At 40.8% G+C, this 16,742-nt stretch carries 14 protein-coding genes; 5 read left to right on the top strand and 9 right to left on the bottom strand.

The window, feature by feature from the left end:
- The first annotated feature begins 226 nt into the window (after positions 1 to 226).
- Together IQ274_RS21740 and IQ274_RS21735 are read left to right on the top strand one after the other, a co-directional pair.
- Positions 227 to 1,123 (top strand): alpha/beta fold hydrolase, encoded by an 897-nt coding sequence (locus IQ274_RS21740; protein ID WP_163929686.1) that lies wholly within the window; start codon positions 227 to 229, stop codon positions 1,121 to 1,123.
- 375 nt (positions 1,124 to 1,498) lie between these two features.
- Positions 1,499 to 3,436 (top strand): hypothetical protein, encoded by a 1,938-nt coding sequence (locus tag IQ274_RS21735; protein ID WP_194143387.1) that lies wholly within the window; start codon positions 1,499 to 1,501, stop codon positions 3,434 to 3,436.
- Between the two features lie 2 nt (positions 3,437 to 3,438).
- On the opposite strand, the gene IQ274_RS21730 is transcribed toward IQ274_RS21735, so the two are convergent.
- From IQ274_RS21730 to IQ274_RS21715, 4 genes are all read right to left on the bottom strand, one after another.
- A complete protein-coding gene (locus tag IQ274_RS21730; protein ID WP_163929688.1) occupies positions 3,439 to 4,026 on the bottom strand; it encodes a Uma2 family endonuclease in 588 nt (195 codons plus the stop codon).
- 157 nt (positions 4,027 to 4,183) lie between these two features.
- Entirely contained in the window at positions 4,184 to 4,480 is a 297-nt protein-coding gene (locus IQ274_RS21725) for a hypothetical protein (protein WP_163929689.1), read from the bottom strand.
- A gap of 189 nt (positions 4,481 to 4,669) precedes the next feature.
- The gene (locus IQ274_RS21720; RefSeq protein ID WP_228058294.1) at positions 4,670 to 5,314 is read right to left on the bottom strand and encodes a pentapeptide repeat-containing protein; all 645 of its coding nucleotides are present in this window, start codon (positions 5,312 to 5,314) and stop codon (positions 4,670 to 4,672) included.
- Between the two features lie 247 nt (positions 5,315 to 5,561).
- A complete protein-coding gene (locus IQ274_RS21715; RefSeq protein WP_163929690.1) occupies positions 5,562 to 6,524 on the bottom strand; it encodes an orange carotenoid protein N-terminal domain-containing protein in 963 nt (320 codons plus the stop codon).
- An 857-nt stretch (positions 6,525 to 7,381) separates the two neighbouring features.
- Here IQ274_RS21715 and IQ274_RS21710 point away from each other — a divergent pair.
- On the top strand, positions 7,382 to 7,594 hold the full coding sequence (locus IQ274_RS21710; protein WP_163929691.1) for a high light inducible protein: 213 nt from the start codon (positions 7,382 to 7,384) through the stop codon (positions 7,592 to 7,594).
- Positions 7,595 to 7,658: 64 nt separating this feature from the next.
- Entirely contained in the window at positions 7,659 to 7,898 is a 240-nt protein-coding gene (locus IQ274_RS21705; protein WP_163929692.1) for a hypothetical protein, read from the top strand.
- A gap of 681 nt (positions 7,899 to 8,579) precedes the next feature.
- On the opposite strand, the gene trpE is transcribed toward IQ274_RS21705, so the two are convergent.
- The 3 genes from trpE to IQ274_RS21690 form a co-directional block, all read right to left on the bottom strand.
- A complete protein-coding gene (gene trpE, locus IQ274_RS21700) occupies positions 8,580 to 10,109 on the bottom strand; it encodes an anthranilate synthase component I (protein WP_163929693.1) in 1,530 nt (509 codons plus the stop codon).
- A 99-nt stretch (positions 10,110 to 10,208) separates the two neighbouring features.
- On the bottom strand, positions 10,209 to 10,634 hold the full coding sequence (locus IQ274_RS21695; protein WP_163929694.1) for a photosystem I reaction center subunit II PsaD: 426 nt from the start codon (positions 10,632 to 10,634) through the stop codon (positions 10,209 to 10,211).
- Between the two features lie 152 nt (positions 10,635 to 10,786).
- Positions 10,787 to 12,796 (bottom strand): DICT sensory domain-containing protein, encoded by a 2,010-nt coding sequence (locus tag IQ274_RS21690; protein ID WP_163929695.1) that lies wholly within the window; start codon positions 12,794 to 12,796, stop codon positions 10,787 to 10,789.
- Positions 12,797 to 13,643: 847 nt separating this feature from the next.
- Here IQ274_RS21690 and IQ274_RS21685 point away from each other — a divergent pair.
- A complete protein-coding gene (locus IQ274_RS21685; RefSeq protein WP_194143386.1) occupies positions 13,644 to 15,926 on the top strand; it encodes an amylo-alpha-1,6-glucosidase in 2,283 nt (760 codons plus the stop codon).
- 109 nt (positions 15,927 to 16,035) lie between these two features.
- Here the strand turns inward: IQ274_RS21685 and IQ274_RS36665 are convergent, their stop codons facing one another.
- Positions 16,036 to 16,236 (bottom strand): cation transporting ATPase C-terminal domain-containing protein, encoded by a 201-nt coding sequence (locus tag IQ274_RS36665; protein WP_228058293.1) that lies wholly within the window; start codon positions 16,234 to 16,236, stop codon positions 16,036 to 16,038.
- A complete protein-coding gene (locus tag IQ274_RS36660) occupies positions 16,193 to 16,528 on the bottom strand; it encodes a hypothetical protein (protein WP_228058301.1) in 336 nt (111 codons plus the stop codon). Before IQ274_RS36660 ends, IQ274_RS36665 begins: the two co-directional genes overlap by 44 nt.
- Positions 16,529 to 16,742 lie beyond the last annotated feature (214 nt).

Here is a 16,742-nt window from a genome sequence, read left to right as displayed (position 1 = left end):
AATCCAGTAATTTTACATCTGCTTAATCTGACGGTGGTGAGAAGTTTTAGAGCAATTGATTCGCTGATAATAACAATGAGTGGAAGTTTGAACTAAACACGTAAGCATCCAGTGTAACTAAAAAAGACTTGGGGACGCAAAGACAGGAGCAAAATTCTCTCTACGTGTACCCGCATCACTACTTTCACTTGTGCCAACAAATGACTACAGTCAACAAAAAATACTTATGTTTCAACCACAAGGATTTGACCAACGCTCTATAAATACCTCACTAGGTAGAATGGTATATTATTCTGCTGATGGAGCGCCTTGGCAGAATAATGTAACTGCTAGAGATGATCGGGAAACTTTGGTGTTCTTGCATGGCTTTGGTGGTGGATCTTCTGCTTATGAGTGGTCGAAGGTTTATCCAGCTTTTGCCGCTGAATATCGAGTCATTGCACCCGATTTGATCGGTTGGGGTCGGTCTGAGCATCCAGCACGGAATTATAATATTGAGGATTATTTGACCACGATTCGGGAGTTTTTACAGCAGACTTGTACTGGCCCTGTAACTGCGATCGCTTCTTCTTTGACCGCAGCATTTACAATTCGAGTAGCAGCAGCTCATCCTGATTTATTTAAGGCTTTAATTCTCACCACCCCCGCCGGACTTTCCGACTTTGGCGAAGACTACTCACGTAGTTTTTTTGCCCAGTTAATCAGTGTTCCTGTTGTTGACCGTTTAATTTACAGCACAGGGGTAGCCACCAGTGGGGGTATTCGCAGTTTCTTAGAGCAACGGCAATTTGCTAAGTCTAATCGAGTGTACCAAGAAATTGTAGATGCTTATTTGCAATCCGCCCAGCAGCCTAATGCTGAATATGCAGCACTGTCCTTTGTCCGTGGCGATTTATGCTTTGATTTATCGCTTTACATTCAAGAATTAACAACTCCGACCGCCATTATTTGGGGGCAAAAGTCAGAATTTACAGGGCCTTCAATTGGTCGCCGCCTTGCCGAAATGAATCCCCAAGCAATCCGATTTTTTCAAGAGTTGGAAGATGTGGGGTTAACACCACAGTTGGAATTGCCGGCAGTCACAATTGGGTTAATTCGCCAATTTTTACCTTTGCTTAATTAGTGGTTTTTCATTAGTCCTAGCCCTGTTGTATGCGGATTTCGTTTTCGCGTCAGCGTGCCGGAGGCTCTATTCTATAAGGCTGTTGGTCAATTCATAATGGGTTAAAATCACACAGCCCTAAAACCTTGGTGAGAGTGTTGCTTTCCTAGGTTGCAATACATTGCGGGCTAATAGCTAAAGTGTGTTTAAACGTACTGAAATTAAATAAATTAATTCGCCAACAGTCTTATTCTATTTGCTCAATCCTTTACATCAAGATGAAGGGTCTCATTATGGTATTCAAAATCACGATACTATTCGACCTGAATTGATAAATTGTTAATTATATAAACAAAATAAGGTATAGCAAATTTATACTAGCAGGTAGATTATCTGATGACTATTCCAGAGTCAATTAAAAAATTTATTACATGGATACAAGGTTTTGACCATCGGATTTTACAAAATGAAGATGATGTCAAAGAAAAGTTTATTTTACCAATGCTTCATTATCTCTGTTATCCAGAGAGATGTCGTCGTGAATACCCTTTAACAACATCTAAATCAGGACAATATCACAGAAATAACCAAGTTATTCAGGTTTATTATCCAACAGATGATATTAATCAGCAAAACATAAATAACTCACTTGTTGCTATTAAGACAATAGCACCAGATGAAACTAAATTAAATGACATTATTCAACAAACTAAAATTTATAATGATCGTTTTAAGACGCTATTTTTTATAATTACTAACGGATATCAAATAAAGGTTTTTAAACGGTTTCATTACTATAAAAAAGAGTCTATTTTTGATCTAAATATAGATATACTAAAAGATAATTATATTGCCTCAGACTTTTATAACAAGCTAAACTTTGAATTAGTTAAGAATATCGACAAAAAAACAACAAGCAGTTTATTAAATACTAAATATAAATTAATAGAGAGATTTTTAAGACAACATCCAGATTTACAGGATATTTTAGAGAAATGTGATTTTGAGTCTTCCACAACAAGGGAAGGCTATCGCTTAGTTGTTGTGAAAAAGAAAGTAGCGATCGCATGTAATTTACCCAAAGCTTTTGGAGAGGGTAATTGTGAAATAGAGTTCAGCAGTATTATTTTAAGAGGTCTAAAAATTTACTTAAATCATCAAGATATTTTAGGCCAATTAATGACTGGATTGCACACCCAGCCAGATTGGAGATGTCGTCGGATTTTTAAACAGTTAGATAAAAATACTTTTGAGGTTTATTTAGGTCAAACAACTCTAATTTTATCAGATGTAGAAGCAGCAGACTTATGTTTATGTATTGATGGAGTTTGCCAAGAATATAAAAATTTACTAATTCAATTTGAAAATATTTTAGAAACATGGGATTTTAAATTTGTAAACTTTTCAGGAAATAGAGGTTTTATCCTATTTTCTGTAAGACAAGAATTATGGAATCTAATGCAGCAGTTTGCTAATGAGTTTAATTATATTAAAGGTAAGTCAGAATGGCATTTATTCCATACAAAAAACATGTCAATCCGAGTGAGTAGAGGAATTCACGATCATACATTTATTTCCTACCAAACTGATATAAGTTTTTCTTCATTACCTAACAATCATCAGGTTAACGTAATTTATGAACTAAATGATGTTAACTTACAATCTATTGATACAGATGAATTTACCTCATGGCAGCAAGATATTGGTTCTTGGGGAACCTGGACGGCTAAATATACTAAACAGTGGTTGTTAGAGAAATATATTCCAAAAGTTATTAACTATTACTCACAAAAGTCTCAAATATCTGAAGCTGAATTTCTAGCAAAAATTACAAATTATACAAATGGTCGTATGCTGATTCAAGAAATTGATAATATCAGAGATTTAGCACCTTATCTTCACGACATTCAATCTTGGCTAAATATATATGTAGAAAATATTGCTGCCTCTCTGTTGAAATCATATTACCAAGCCTATACAAATTTGGTACGTAACACTGACTCTTCTATAACAGGCATAGACTATATTATAGGAAATTTGCGTAGGATCGAGTGGAAAAATACGCAAGAAGAAATTGATAACAATCGCACAGACTGGAAAAACTTGACTTTTAAATATGCTATTGATTGCTTAGATAAGCAAGTAGCAAGAATAAATAATTGTGAATACGAGAATAGTTTAAAGGCAGATTTAATAACTCGGATATTTATTTGGATTATAGAAAATGGAAAAATATCTTTTTCGCAAGCTCAATTAAATGCTGCTAAACAGGCTTTGCTACCACTTTGGGAACAAAGTCGCTTTGAAATACGTTATGTTTATCCTAATCGATAAAGCTACATAATTGGCTGTAACTTCAACACAAATCTGGGTAAGATATTTTCTCCTGATAAACTAGCAGGATTGTCTAATATCTCTACATCTTTACCTGGACGATAAATTTCTACTCGCTTGTTTTTCCGGTCAATTAACCAGCCTAATTGAGCGCCATTTTCTATATATTCTTGCATTTTCTCCTGTAAGTCTTTCAAGGAATCACTAGGAGAACGCAACTCTACTACAAAATCAGGACAAATTGGGGCAAATTTTTCTTGTTGTTCTGGGGTTAAAGCATTCCACCGCTCAATTTTTACCCAAGAAGCATCGGGAGAACGTTCTGCACCATTGGGTAGAGTGAAGCCAGTTGAGGAGTCAAAAACTTCGCCTAAATTACTCTCAGAGTTCCAAATATCTAGTTGGGTTGTAAGTTTAACATTACGTCTGCCAGTATCACTACCTGTAGGTGGCATAATTAATAATTCCCCTGATGCTGTACGCTCAAATTGATAATCGCGGTTTTTCTGACACATCTCGAAAAATTGATCATCAGTTAAGTCGATTTTCAACTTGAGTGTAGGAGGTAAAGTGGTTGTAACAGCGTTCATAAGCTATCCTGAGCATCTTACTTTCTAGTTTAGTGCTGTGTGGGGTTGTGTGGGGTGCGATCGCATCAACATAAGTCGGCTTAGTATATATGCAAAATCTTTAGTATAAAATTTTACTAATTTAGGCTACTGTAGGAGCGATCGCTAAAGTTTATCTTCAAGGTTCAGGATGAACGGAGATATCTTTACAGATTATCTCATCTATATTTGTATTAATTATATTCTCGATAATTACAAAGTCATTTTTAATAAAGTGCAGCCAAAATTCCTCTACCTTATTCATTAATTCCTCAAGATCAGCATCTTCATAATCTTTAGGCTTAAGAATAGTTTTTGTATAAATAGTTGTCCATTGAGGTGTTAAAGCTTTCTTCTTAAAAAGAGGTATATTTTTTTGGGATATTTTATATATTTTTTCGCGTATGGATTTATCGTCATTAGGACAAATTAGCATTCTTATTATTAACCCTTGAGGATAATTTTCAAATTGCAAATGCAGATTTAATTTATTGTCTTCCCATCTTTTAGGGATGATGCCTATGTATCCCTTACTCCAAAAATGTACAGTTATTTCTTTAGAGTCAGTCTCTCTAATTAGTAATTCGTGAATAATTTTAAATTTTTAATTAGACGACAACAACACTCAACCCGCTTCAATTAAGCTTCGTTTAGGTAAGGTTACTCCGTTAAATAAGCAGTGGTGCAGATTGACCCCAGTCAGGTCTACTTCGGTTAAATCAATGTCAATTAAATCCGTTTTACACAAAATAGCTTTGGTGAGACTGGCATGACTCAGGTCTGTGTTGCTCAACTTTGTGCCAGTCAGGTTTGCACCAGTGAGATTTGCTCCAGCCAAGTTTACACCACTGAGGTTAGCATAGCGCAAGTCTGCTCCAGCTAAGTTTGCACTACTGAGGTCAGCATCATGTAAGTCTGCTAAACGCAGGTCTGCTTTCATAAGGGAAGCCTTATGCAAGTTCACCTTCCTAAGAGTTGCCCGAATCAGATTAGCAGCCTTGAGGTTTGCTAATATCAGATTTGAGCCACTTAGATCGGTTCTCCATAAGATCGCCGCAGTCAAATTTGCTTCAATTAGGTTTGCTCCGCGCAGGTTAGTCTGTGATAAAGTCGCGTTAGCCAAGTTAGATCGATTCAAGTTGATTCCAGCTAAACACACCTCGCTGAGGTTAACTAAGTGCAGGCTTACTTGAGTGAAATTTCTCTCTCCTGCACAATAGCGGTTGAGAAGTTCATTAGCATCCATACAGCCTGCCTTCCAAATTTCCATTTCTCACCTGAAAATCACAGTGTCTAATCAATAATTTCTGAAAATTCCTCTTATTAAGAGACTTTTAAAACTTCGCATCAAGATTAAAATTATTTAACAATCTTTTACAATATTGCTGATGAGATTGATTATTTTCAAAAAGTTTTAGAGAAGGAAACCCTTATCCTGATAAATTTCTTTTGCTTAAACGTGGTGAGGTGGCTTGCTCTTTCACTCATCCACGCTTAAGCAGCGACTAATCTAGCTTTTACTTACGTACTAGATTCAGCAGTTCTTTAGGAGAAGCAAGCAAGTCAATCGCTACGAAGAAAATTTTGCCTTGAGGATCGAGCAAAAATCGCCATGCAATATTCATACCCACACTTGCACCGAACCAAGGGGTTTGGACTTTGCCGGTGACTTTAACTTGGGTATAGCCATCTTCTACTGGCTCGGATATACCACGCTCTGGTATCATTTTTAATCCCTGGCATTCTTCACGCATATAAGCGCGGATTGCATCTTGACCAATAATCGGTCTTTCAAAGGGAGGTTGCAAACCACCTTCAGAGGTAAACAGAGCAACAGCAGCATCAAAGTCATTGGCATTCATGTTGTTGATATAGCCAAGCACTGTAGGGTTGTTGATACCCTCAATGGTGACTTTAGTCCGAAATGCTGGTGCTGTGGGTGGAGCCACAGGTTCTGAGACTTTTTTGTAACTACCGGGAGCGTTCGGGTCAAATCCCATGCTCACTACGGTATTGCGGAGAATTGTGATTTGTTGACCTGAATCAGCATTTCTGATTGCTTCTAACACCTCAGCAGCCTTGGGAGAAAGCTTGTAGCCTTCTGGAATAGGAGCAACGATTCCCTGAGCCATCCATTCTCCTAACTGATACCAAAAGCCCAACTTGATGTTTACAGTGAAGGATGCATAAGAACGGCAGAGGGGAGTGTCAGCACGATTAGCTAAATCATACATGACTCGTGTTTGAGCCTCGAAAGGCATCTGCTTAATTTGTTCAAGTAAGCCTTGTGCGAGTACCATGTTAGCTGCTCCAGGAGCGGCAACCGTAATACTTCTACCCATCTCGGTATAAGCAAACCAGAGTAATGCTAGTTGATCTTCAGCATTGAGTTGAGAGAATGATTCGACAACAGTTGGAACAACGTCAGCAACTAGCGTGCCGGGAAAAATACTTTGAGCCGACTTGATGGTAAAAGACATAGCAGATGTTCCCAAAAAAATTACAGTTCTATTGAATGTGAAAAAACGGAGGGGAAATGCGTTTAGGTGTTACTAAAAGCACTAAGCAGTCTGACCATAGGCCGCCTTAGACATCATCTACCAAAGGCATAATGATAGTGTTGCCGTTGAGTTTTGATACTCGGCAAAGCACATTGTAGGCTTAACTGCATAGTTATTTAGAAAACTTTGACCAACAGTGCTTTAACGCATTTATGTTGTTTATGTTTCTATATGTAAAGAAACATAACAAGTTCGTTACAAATAAGCAATACTTCCTCAGCTATACTTTGATAATTTCTCTTTATGTAAATGATAAGTTTTACTGAAGTCAGACTAAAGGTAATTAATGCCTTTGTGTGTATTCACTTCTAAGAGCGTAGGCGTAGCGCATCGTAAGCTGTTAAGCATTTAATTTGCACATTGAGACCGCAGGGGGGCAGGGGGCAGGGAGCAAGGGAGAGGGTTTGCAGCTTTTATTGCCATGAAAATGATGCAATTTAAATGACGATTAGCCTAGAGATCGCATATCTCTCAATACAGTTCAGTTAAGGGCTACTTTTACAAAATCGTGGGTTTTAAGACGCGATAAATCGCCGTCTCTACAAGTGTTTTGGTCTTACCTGAACTGTATTGGCATATCTCTTTTGTATCAAATTTTACAACCAATTCTTCGCTCAACTATTGTGTCTACACATCGCTTACCTTCTCGGATGAAGCCAAAATACCCTATCTGGTTAGTACGGTTATTACTACCTTTTTTATTGTGTCAAGTACTTGCAAAAAATATTTACAATAAGTTACATTCATTTACATAACACAAAAATAAAAAGTAAAAGATGACAAATAAAGGCTTTACTATTAACGAACGCGGTCAACTCAACAGATTTGCGATTGAACCCAAAATTTATATTGATGAAACCCCACGGACAGGCTTCACCGAATACGCCGAAAAACTCAATGGTCGCTTGGCAATGATTGGTTTTATCTCACTCATCGCGTTGGAAGTTTTCACCGGACACGGTTTGATTGGATGGCTAACTAGTTTTTAGAGAACACACTTCAGATTTACAAATTTTCTCCAGTTGACAAATAAAACAATTTAGAGGCAAACTTATGAAAACTGATTTTGATTACCCCAGAAAAGATTTGATTGGAACAGTCGTTTTTAGACCCGATTTCAACAACTTTGAGATCATCAATGCAAATCAAGCGTGGTCATTGTTTTTCAGTGGGGGTCAAGATGACAAGGGACTGGGACAAGAAATTGAATTCGGCAGATTTTTCACTAACCTCTTAATCGCTATTGGGGTAACTGGAATGCTTTGGGCGATTTATTTCACTCAATTAGGATGAACAAGTTTGTTCATTTTACTAGTAACTTCAATAGAAGTCCTGGATTTGGATACCAGGACTTATTTTCACTATGTCAATATGCCTAAAAAAGTCTCTTTAGCTTTGGGAAAACTTTGATGTTGATTGGATTTATAAAGCTTCCTAATTTGTCACGGTATTGTGGATACATGGGCTTAGAAGTGGCAGAAATTGTTTCCAAACATCTTGCAGTTCAAAGTAAAACCTATGTAATTCAAAATAGAAGAATATTAATCAATCAACTGTTAAAGTCTGGTCTAGATTCTCATACAGCAAATCGAACTGTTACTGTACTTGTATCAAGTCCACTTTTACAACTAACTAATAAAAATCAGTTGGCTATTAATTGCAAGCGATAGTAACTATAAAGCCATTACATCAAGATATAACTTTTATTTGAATTCATAGCGTAGTACAAAAACGTTACAGCATAAATTCTATTGCACTTCTTTCGGATAACTAAATAAGAATTTTAGTTATAGCGTATTTCAGGTAAATTAAGTACAGGTAGGGGCAATTCATGAATTGCCCCTATGATTGTCTGTACCTCACCAAGTTGCAATCTGCTGTATTTTGAACACTTGAGCGGATTTTAATTATGAGCCGCAGAACTTCAATTACCTGTTAAAGCTAGGCAAAGTTCTGTTACTACTAGCCCCCAGTTCAACGCAAACAACGAATTGCTTCTAATAAACCTCTAGCTTTATTCAACGTCTCTTCGTATTCTTTTTCTGGCTCAGAATCAGCCACTAAACCTGCGCCAGCTTGTACGCTAACCGTCTTGTCATGTACTACCATTGTGCGAATTGCGATCGCAGTATTTAATTGTCCTTCAAAATCGTAATATCCATATACACCAGAATAAACACCGCGCCGACTAGACTCTAACTCGTGGATAATTTCCATCGCCCGAATCTTGGGTGCGCCACTTACCGTACCTGCTGGGAAGCAAGCTTTCAATAAATCCCATGCTGTTTTATCGAGTGCTAATTTACCCACAACATTGCTGACAATGTGCATCACATGGGAGTAGCGCTCAACTACCATTAATTCATCAACTTTGACGCTACCATTTTGACAAACACGCCCCAAATCATTCCGCCCTAAATCTACAAGCATCACGTGTTCGGCAACTTCCTTGGGATCTTCGAGTAAATCTTGAGCGAATGCTGCATCTTGTTGGGTAGTTTTACCGCGTGGACGTGTCCCAGCAATGGGGCGTACCGTTGCTATAACTCCCCCATCTGGAGCAGTTTCGGCTTTCACCATCACTTCAGGACTAGAACCAATGATTTGCCAATCTCGGAAGTTAAAGTAAGCCATGTAAGGCGAAGGATTTATCTGACGTAGGGAGCGGTAAAGGGCAAAGGGGTCGCCTGTGTATGGTGTTGATAGTCGTTGAGAAATTACTACTTGAAAGATATCGCCTGCTTTGATGTAGTCTTTGGCCTTTTGGACACTGGCACAAAAATCAGGACGAGTAAAATTACTTTTATACTCCTCTGCCCCTCCGCTCCCCTGCTCCTCTGCCTCTCTGTTCCCTGGCGGTTTCCATTCCAACCGAGTTTTTTCGGGCGATAGGGGGAGAGATAGCTTTTCGAGCATTTGGGTGACGCGATCGCACGCTTGTTGATAGGCTGCGTGTAAATCTACATTGGGGTCACGTAAATCAGCATAAGCGATCGCCCAAATTTTTCGCTTCACCTGGTCAAAAATCAACAGGTGGTCTACCTGCATCCACAATCCATCAGGGATATTTCGCTCATCTGGTGGATAGATTGGCACGCGCGGCTCAATCCAGTTAATCAATTCATAGCCCCAAAACCCAAATAAACCGCCAATCCCTGGTGGTAGCTGTGGTAACTTGACTGGGTGATAAGGCGCTAAACACTCGGCTAAAGTTGTAAAAGGATCGCCCGCAAAAACGACCTGCGAACCATCGCGGTTTAATTGGGTGGTGCGATCGCCCCTTGCTTCCAAAACCCAAAGCGGATCGCAGCCCACTAAACTATAGCGTCCTAGTTTTTCCCCACCTTCTATCGATTCCAACAAAAAGCTATAGGGCTGACCTGCACAAACTTTATACCAAGCAGATACGGGCGTATCTAAGTCCGCTACCCATTCTTGATATACGGGTACGAAGTTGCCTTGTTGCGCTAGGCCAGAAAACTGGGAGAAATGCGGAAAAATCATTATTTTTTAAAAGTAATTGGTAATTGGTAATGGGTAATGGGTAATTCTTTTTCTTACCAATTACCCATTACTAATTACCCATTAGCTACTAAAAGCTAATTACGGAGCGTCGTAGGTTGTAACACCGCTAAACTTAACTTTAGAGGGACTGGGGTTTTGTCCGATCCGACGGTCTACATAACGCACTTTGTCACGACCTTCATTTACCTTTTCAGGGAAGACACCATCAGCTGGGTGAAGTAAAGTGGTTTCTCCGTTGGGTAAAATCCGGTAAACTTTGTAATCTGTAATTTTGAGTTTCCGGAGTTGCTGACCGCCCAAAGCGATACCATATTCTTTACGAGCTATATACAGCAGGTTTTCACCTTTCCGCATAGTAGCAGCACCACCTGTAGGCAATTCAAAAACTTGCTCTTTCGGGCTAGTCCAAGTGATAGCGTACTTTTCTTCGACTTGTGCTTTTGTGAGCAAGCCACCAGTGCTGCCAGCAAATAGTGGGGTTTGTCCAGAGAGTGTTTCTGCCATAAAGTCTGTTCTCTCAACGTTTTTAGGGAATCCTAACACTGCAACCAGGATCATATTGCGATCGCGTTATAGACTGTAACAGTTTTTAGTCATTTGTCCTTTGTTCTTTGTCATTTGTTAAAAACCAATGCCCCATGCCCCATGCCCCATGACTATTTACTCTTGACTTTTGCCCGCTTTTCCTCGCGGCTATTCTGAACAATGGGGATGGTGAAGTGAAACTGGCTACCCTGGTCTTTGCCAGTTGACTCTGCCCAAATTTCTCCGCCCCAGCCATTCACAATTTGCCGACAAATTGCTAAACCAAGTCCTGTTCCGCCAGTGGTGCGGCGTAGCGCTCCCTCTTCTTGATAGAAGCGGTCAAAAACTACTTCTAAGCGATTTGGTTCAATGCCGCGTCCAGTGTCAGCCACAGTCACCTCGACCATTTGATGGCTGTTGGAAATGGCTTTAATGGTGATTTCTCCTTGGGGTGGCGTAAATTTACAAGCGTTGTCCATGAGTTTTGCCAGTACCTCTACTAGCCAATCACCATCAGCCCTTACTAGAGGTAGATTTTCGGCAATTTGAGTTTTGACTTGGGGCGGCTTTTCCGTTGAAGAACGCGTGCGATTGCGGCTGAGTGCTAAATCCACACACTCTTGTAAAGTCAGGGATTCTGGATGCCATTGCACTCGCCCGCTTTCCAAGTTGGAAAGCGTGAGGAAATCTTGTACCAATTTTCGCATCCGTTCTGAGTCGGAAAGAGCCGTGTTGAGCATAATTTGCTGCAACTCCAAGGGCATATCCGGCTCACTAGCAAGACTTTCTAGACACACTTGAATGGTGGATAGGGGAGTACGCAGTTCGTGTCCAGTGATGGCTATAAGGTTGCTGCGGGTGCGGTCTAGGGCTTCTAGCTGCTGGTTAAGTTCTTCTAGGTTGGCGTAGGCTTCCGCTTGAATTAGGGCTGCTCCCACTTGGGTGGCGATCGCTTCTACCAAATCTAACTCCCCAGGTTGGCACTCGTGCGGTGGCATTCCACAGTAATGCAACTCCACGATGCCCAACAACCGCCCCTGATAAAATACTGGTTCCATCAGCCAAGAACGAATGGCAAACTTTTTGGCAATTAAGGAAAGCCCTGGCGAATTGTTAACACGAGGGTCATTTAGCGTATCGCTAATACAAACACCTTCGCCTTGTTGCACAATGTCCTGAAACAGGGAATTTTTCTCTAATTCCCAAGTTTGCCCACGAACCGATAAAATACCGGGATTCAAAAACTCGTGTTCAATTATGGCTTGGTTATCTGTAGCTTGAGCGCGGTAAATTAGACAGCGACAAGCTTCTAGGTGTTGTCCTAATTCTTGTGCTGCCACTTGGAGAACTTCATGAGGATCGAGCGATCGCCGAATGGCTGTGCTAATCGAGTTGACTAATCGTTCTTTTCGTGCTTGGGCCGCAATGGAACGGTAGGCTTTGTGCAATTTGTACTGACTAGCTTGCAAGTAAGTTACTAAGCGTTGCACAAAGGGATCTGTATCAATGTCACAAGCATATTCGTTGATCTGTTCTGCTCCAGAGTGGCTTCGCGGCTCTCCTATACTAAACCTCTGACGTGCCTCGTTTATTTTACTTGCCAGTTCTGGTCTGTAAACCAAAATCCTGTCTAACAGCAATTCAGCGGCTTTGAGGCTAACTCCCCTTTCCGATGTCCAAACTCCTTCAAATCTTCGCGCTGTGTCTATATCCAGATTAGGGCTTAGTTCTGGTAGTTGCTTGTTTTTAGCAATGGAACCAAGACTTTCCCGGCAAACCAGACAAGTAGCATAATTGTCAGCAATCACTACCAAATGCCACTCTTGATTTAAGCCATCCGTTGGCTCAAAAGCGATCTTTTCGTAGTGTTCCGAACTATTGGCGAAATCCGTTTCTGGAGCAGCTAATACGTATATTTGGTTACTCCGCAAGGCAAGTCGCAGGTAGCGATGAGCTTCTTGGCGGTAGAATCGCTCTCGCTGGAAACTAGCAATTACAAGGGGTTGTGCTAAAGTCGCAGCCAAAACTTGATCTTCCATCGCATGGGAGAGCGCTGTTAGCGAAGCCTTAAAATATAGCTGGGGCCGCAAGTATGGTAGGGACTTTAGCAGATCACTCAGCACAGAAGTCGAAATGCTCATGAATTATTGTTAAACGCTCAACCTCGACAAGATCCACGTCACAGCTGCATTGTACAAATTCCAAGGCACTCTCAAGTTAAATAGAGAGTTGCAATATGTAAAGAACGCTAAAATGCACTTTTCGCCAAAGCAGGCGCAACATTTTGTTACCAAATTGATCTATTTATTGACAACCTACTACGCCCAATATACATTCTTGACTAACTTTGAAATATGCTTGCACAGCTAAAATCTTTCATTACTAAGTACCAGCCACATAATTTTTGTATTGTTTTAACTGCTAAATTCACTAATCTTTACCCACTCAGCACTCAGCACTCTTCATTGATTGATAGTCCACGCCTTGGCGTAGTGCGTCATAATATTTACACTCACTAAATAGAATTTTCTTACCCAAAAACGATTACTGCTACATACCATATAATTTAATCAGTAATGATTGATTAAAATTAATCAATCAATTGAATGATGGAAAATTTTTCTAATCTAACGCCAAAGATATTTAAAACAAAATCGTATAATAGTTTAGTCAATAAATGCTAGCTTTACCAATATAACTGGGAACATCGCATTTTTGCTGAGTATACTATGTATCTTGTATCTTGAGAAAGTTCGACAACTAAGGACTTATCTAAAAATTCTGAGTTTTCAGTCTTGAGTTTAGACTTATACAATACTTATATAGATTTGGACACTGCTACTTTGTCAACAGTACGTAAAAATTATTTTGGCTAGAATAGCTCAAACAAGTTTTACAAAGAGTCTTTTTTCTGCAAGTTGTGAGGGGTAAAGACCTCTACTCCGAATACCACAAACAATCTACGACCTGTACACGGAACTTTGGCTAATGACACCGGATACGCTAATGACCCCGGAAAAAATTTTCCTGGATGGAAAAACTTTTATTCCTGCTGAACAATTACCTATCCCGGAGTGGCCTTGTGTTGTGAGTGAAAGACCACAACCGACACTGACGGTTAAAGATGATGATTTATTTTTCGTGACAGATACTATCGGGAATATTTCTGGCTGTTCCCTCAGTGAGGGTAATCCCAGCATGGGGCTGTTTTGCTGTGATACGAGATTTCTCAATCGCTTAGAGTTGCAACTTGAAGGGCGATCGCCTGTACTTCTCAGTAGTACTGCCGGAAAAGGGTTTTCACTCTCAGTTTTGTGTACTAACCCCAGAATTGACGAACGCCTAAGAGCCGAAACTATCGGAATTCGGCGAGAAATAGTACTCAATGGCGCTCTATTTGAAGAAATAGAAGTATCTAACTACAGCACAACAACTGTCAATTTTGAACTAAGTATCAGCTTCGATGCAGATTTTGTTGATTTATTTGAAGTCCGGGGTTATGACAGAGAAAAACGCGGTAGGCTTTTACGTCTACTAGAACCCACGACTGAAGAAGGAATTGTCGATGGCGTTTCACCATTACCTAAAGACCCATCAACTTTTAGGGAACAATCCTTAACACTTGCCTATCAAGGTTTGGATGGTTCGGTGATGGAATCTCGGATTTTATTCCAGCATCGTCAACCAGACTATTTCAAAGGTTACACTGCGGTTTGGCAGCTAGAGTTGGCTTCTCACGAAACCCAAAAGCTGGGTTATCGGGTGAATATGTTGAAAAACAACCAATCTAGTTCAACTGTAAGCGCCGCCATTACTTTAGGACAGGCGAAAGCTGCTGAGTTGATGGAGGAGCAACACTGGGTACAGCAAATTACCCGCATTAGCTCAGATAAAAGCACTTTCAATCGAGTGATTGAGCGGGCCGAGCAAGATATGTATTTGTTGCGCCAATCTTTTGGAAAGCATAAGACAGTTTCGGCTGGAGTACCGTGGTTTTCTACACTATTTGGGCGGGATTCGCTGATTACAGCTTCCCAAACCCTGATGTTAAACTCGCAAATCGCCAAAGAAACCCTAATATTACTGGCGACATACCAAGGCAAAATCGACGACGAATGGCGCGAAGAAGAACCGGGTAAGATTTTGCACGAGTTACGTTTGGGAGAAATGGCTCGTTGTCAAGAAATTCCTCACACGCCATACTACGGTACAGTTGATGCGACTCCCCTGTGGCTAATGCTGTATGCCGAACATTATGCTTGGACTCACGACCAAGAACTCCTAGAGTTACTTTGGCCAAATGCTTTAGCAGCAATGGACTGGATCGATCGCAATACCAAACAAACCAGTTACCTCAGCTACTACCGTAAATCTAAACGCGGTCTTGCTAACCAAGGTTGGAAAGACTCTGGCGACTGCATTGTCAACCATAAGGGAGAATTAGCTAACGGCCCGATTGCCCTTTGTGAGGTGCAAGCTTATGTCTATGCTGCAAAAATGCGCCTAGCAGAAATAGCGAGAATGAAAAAGCGCCTTGATTTGGCAGATCGTTGGCAAGAAGAGGCTAGAAGTCTCAAGGTTCGTTTTAATCGAGATTTTTGGGTAGAAGACCAGGATTTCTGCGCCTTGGCTTTGGATGGAGATGGTAAACCTGTAGACAGTATTACCTCAAACCCTGGTCATTGTCTGCATTTGGGTCTTTTCACCCACGAAAGAGCCTACAGTGTCGCAGAACGGTTGCGGGCACCAGATATGTTTAATGGTTGGGGCATTCGTACCCTGAGTAGTTTGTCACCCGCTTACAATCCAATGGGTTATCACATTGGTTCGGTTTGGCCCCATGATAACGCTCTGATTGCAATGGGATTGCGATCGCTCGGTCTAATCGATCAAGCCTTAGAACTTTTCCAAGGTTTATTCGATATGACCAGTCAGCAGCCTTATGAACGTCCTCCAGAACTCTTCTGCGGCTACGAACGGAACGGTGATAATGCCCCTGTGCAGTATCCAGTTGCTTGCACTCCCCAAGCTTGGGCGACTGGTAGTATCTTCCAACTGCTGCAAATGATGGTCAACTTGGTGCCTGATGCTCAAAATAACTGCTTGCGAATAATCGACCCTGCTTTGCCAGAATCGATTAATCGCCTATCATTTCACAATTTGCGAGTCGGCCCCACCATTCTCGATTTAGAATTCGAGCGTTCTGGTACAACTACTGCTTGTCGCGTTGCGAAAAAACGGGGCAATTTGCGGGTAGTTATTGAAGCATAGAGCGAGTAGGGAGTGGTAAACAATCTACTCCCTATTTTATGATTGGTGCGTAGGCGTAGCCCGTCTTAGACATCCCTCGTTGAACTTCACTTTTATCTTGCAATACAGTTCAGTTAAGGCTAAAACTATTTGCCAAAATCAACGTCGTAAACGTTAAGGCACGGGCATCAAGTTCACCTTGTCGGCGATATAGCGCCACCACAAAGATGGCAAGAACAATTACCAAAATTCCCACCCCTTGTAGCACTGCCAATCCTAAAGTTTTCCTACCAAATAATGGTTCTTTGGGGTGACGAGGAGGACGCTGCATCACCGTTGCTTCTGCGGGTTCTTCCGGGATAATCACCCGTAATCATCACAACTCGAATACCTGCGGTATAACATTCTTGAATTGCCGCCGCAACGTTTGGACGCACTGGATCAGACAGTCCTACCAATCCGAGAAATTGAAAAGGAAAGTCATGTTGCTCATCGGGTAAATGATTTGGATTAAGTGACGGATGAGGCGTTAAAAATGGCGGTGGCGCATCAACAAGGGAGGCTTTGGCAACGCCTAATACACGCAATCCTTGATTGGCCATTTCACTGATTTGGGCTGCCATAATTTTCTGCTGTTGGGGCGTGAAATGACAGAGATCCGCGATCGCTTCCGGCGCTCCTTTCGCTGCAATTTCATACTGCTTGCCATCGCCTAGACTGCCAAACGTGAGACATTGCCAATAGATGCGGTGAGAGCGGATATTCTCGTAACAGTATCCAATCGTTGTGCAGATGTTCAGTGTAGATCAGCAAGGTTATCTATTCAGGATTTAAAAA

This window comes from Nostoc sp. LEGE 12447, assembly GCF_015206985.1.
Taxonomy (GTDB): Bacteria; Cyanobacteriota; Cyanobacteriia; order Cyanobacteriales; family Nostocaceae; genus Nostoc.
The sequence above is the reverse complement of the archived record's forward strand: the minus strand, read 5'-3'. Positions and strand labels throughout refer to the sequence as shown.

Coding starts and splice junctions, on each gene's coding strand:
- IQ274_RS21740 (WP_163929686.1), top strand. CDS start 227: ATGTTTCAACCACAAGGATTTGACCAACGCTCTATAAATACCTCACTA.
- IQ274_RS21695 (WP_163929694.1), bottom strand. CDS start 10,634: ATGGCAGAAACACTCTCTGGACAAACCCCACTATTTGCTGGCAGCACT.
- IQ274_RS21725 (WP_163929689.1), bottom strand. CDS start 4,480: ATGCTAATTTGTCCTAATGACGATAAATCCATACGCGAAAAAATATAT.
- IQ274_RS21735 (WP_194143387.1), top strand. CDS start 1,499: ATGACTATTCCAGAGTCAATTAAAAAATTTATTACATGGATACAAGGT.
- IQ274_RS21685 (WP_194143386.1), top strand. CDS start 13,644: ATGACACCGGATACGCTAATGACCCCGGAAAAAATTTTCCTGGATGGA.
- IQ274_RS21690 (WP_163929695.1), bottom strand. CDS start 12,796: ATGAGCATTTCGACTTCTGTGCTGAGTGATCTGCTAAAGTCCCTACCA.
- IQ274_RS21730 (WP_163929688.1), bottom strand. CDS start 4,026: ATGAACGCTGTTACAACCACTTTACCTCCTACACTCAAGTTGAAAATC.
- trpE (WP_163929693.1), bottom strand. CDS start 10,109: ATGATTTTTCCGCATTTCTCCCAGTTTTCTGGCCTAGCGCAACAAGGC.
- IQ274_RS21715 (WP_163929690.1), bottom strand. CDS start 6,524: ATGTCTTTTACCATCAAGTCGGCTCAAAGTATTTTTCCCGGCACGCTA.
- IQ274_RS36665 (WP_228058293.1), bottom strand. CDS start 16,236: ATGCAGCGTCCTCCTCGTCACCCCAAAGAACCATTATTTGGTAGGAAA.
- IQ274_RS21720 (WP_228058294.1), bottom strand. CDS start 5,314: ATGGAAATTTGGAAGGCAGGCTGTATGGATGCTAATGAACTTCTCAAC.
- IQ274_RS21710 (WP_163929691.1), top strand. CDS start 7,382: ATGACAAATAAAGGCTTTACTATTAACGAACGCGGTCAACTCAACAGA.
- IQ274_RS36660 (WP_228058301.1), bottom strand. CDS start 16,528: ATGGCAGCCCAAATCAGTGAAATGGCCAATCAAGGATTGCGTGTATTA.
- IQ274_RS21705 (WP_163929692.1), top strand. CDS start 7,659: ATGAAAACTGATTTTGATTACCCCAGAAAAGATTTGATTGGAACAGTC.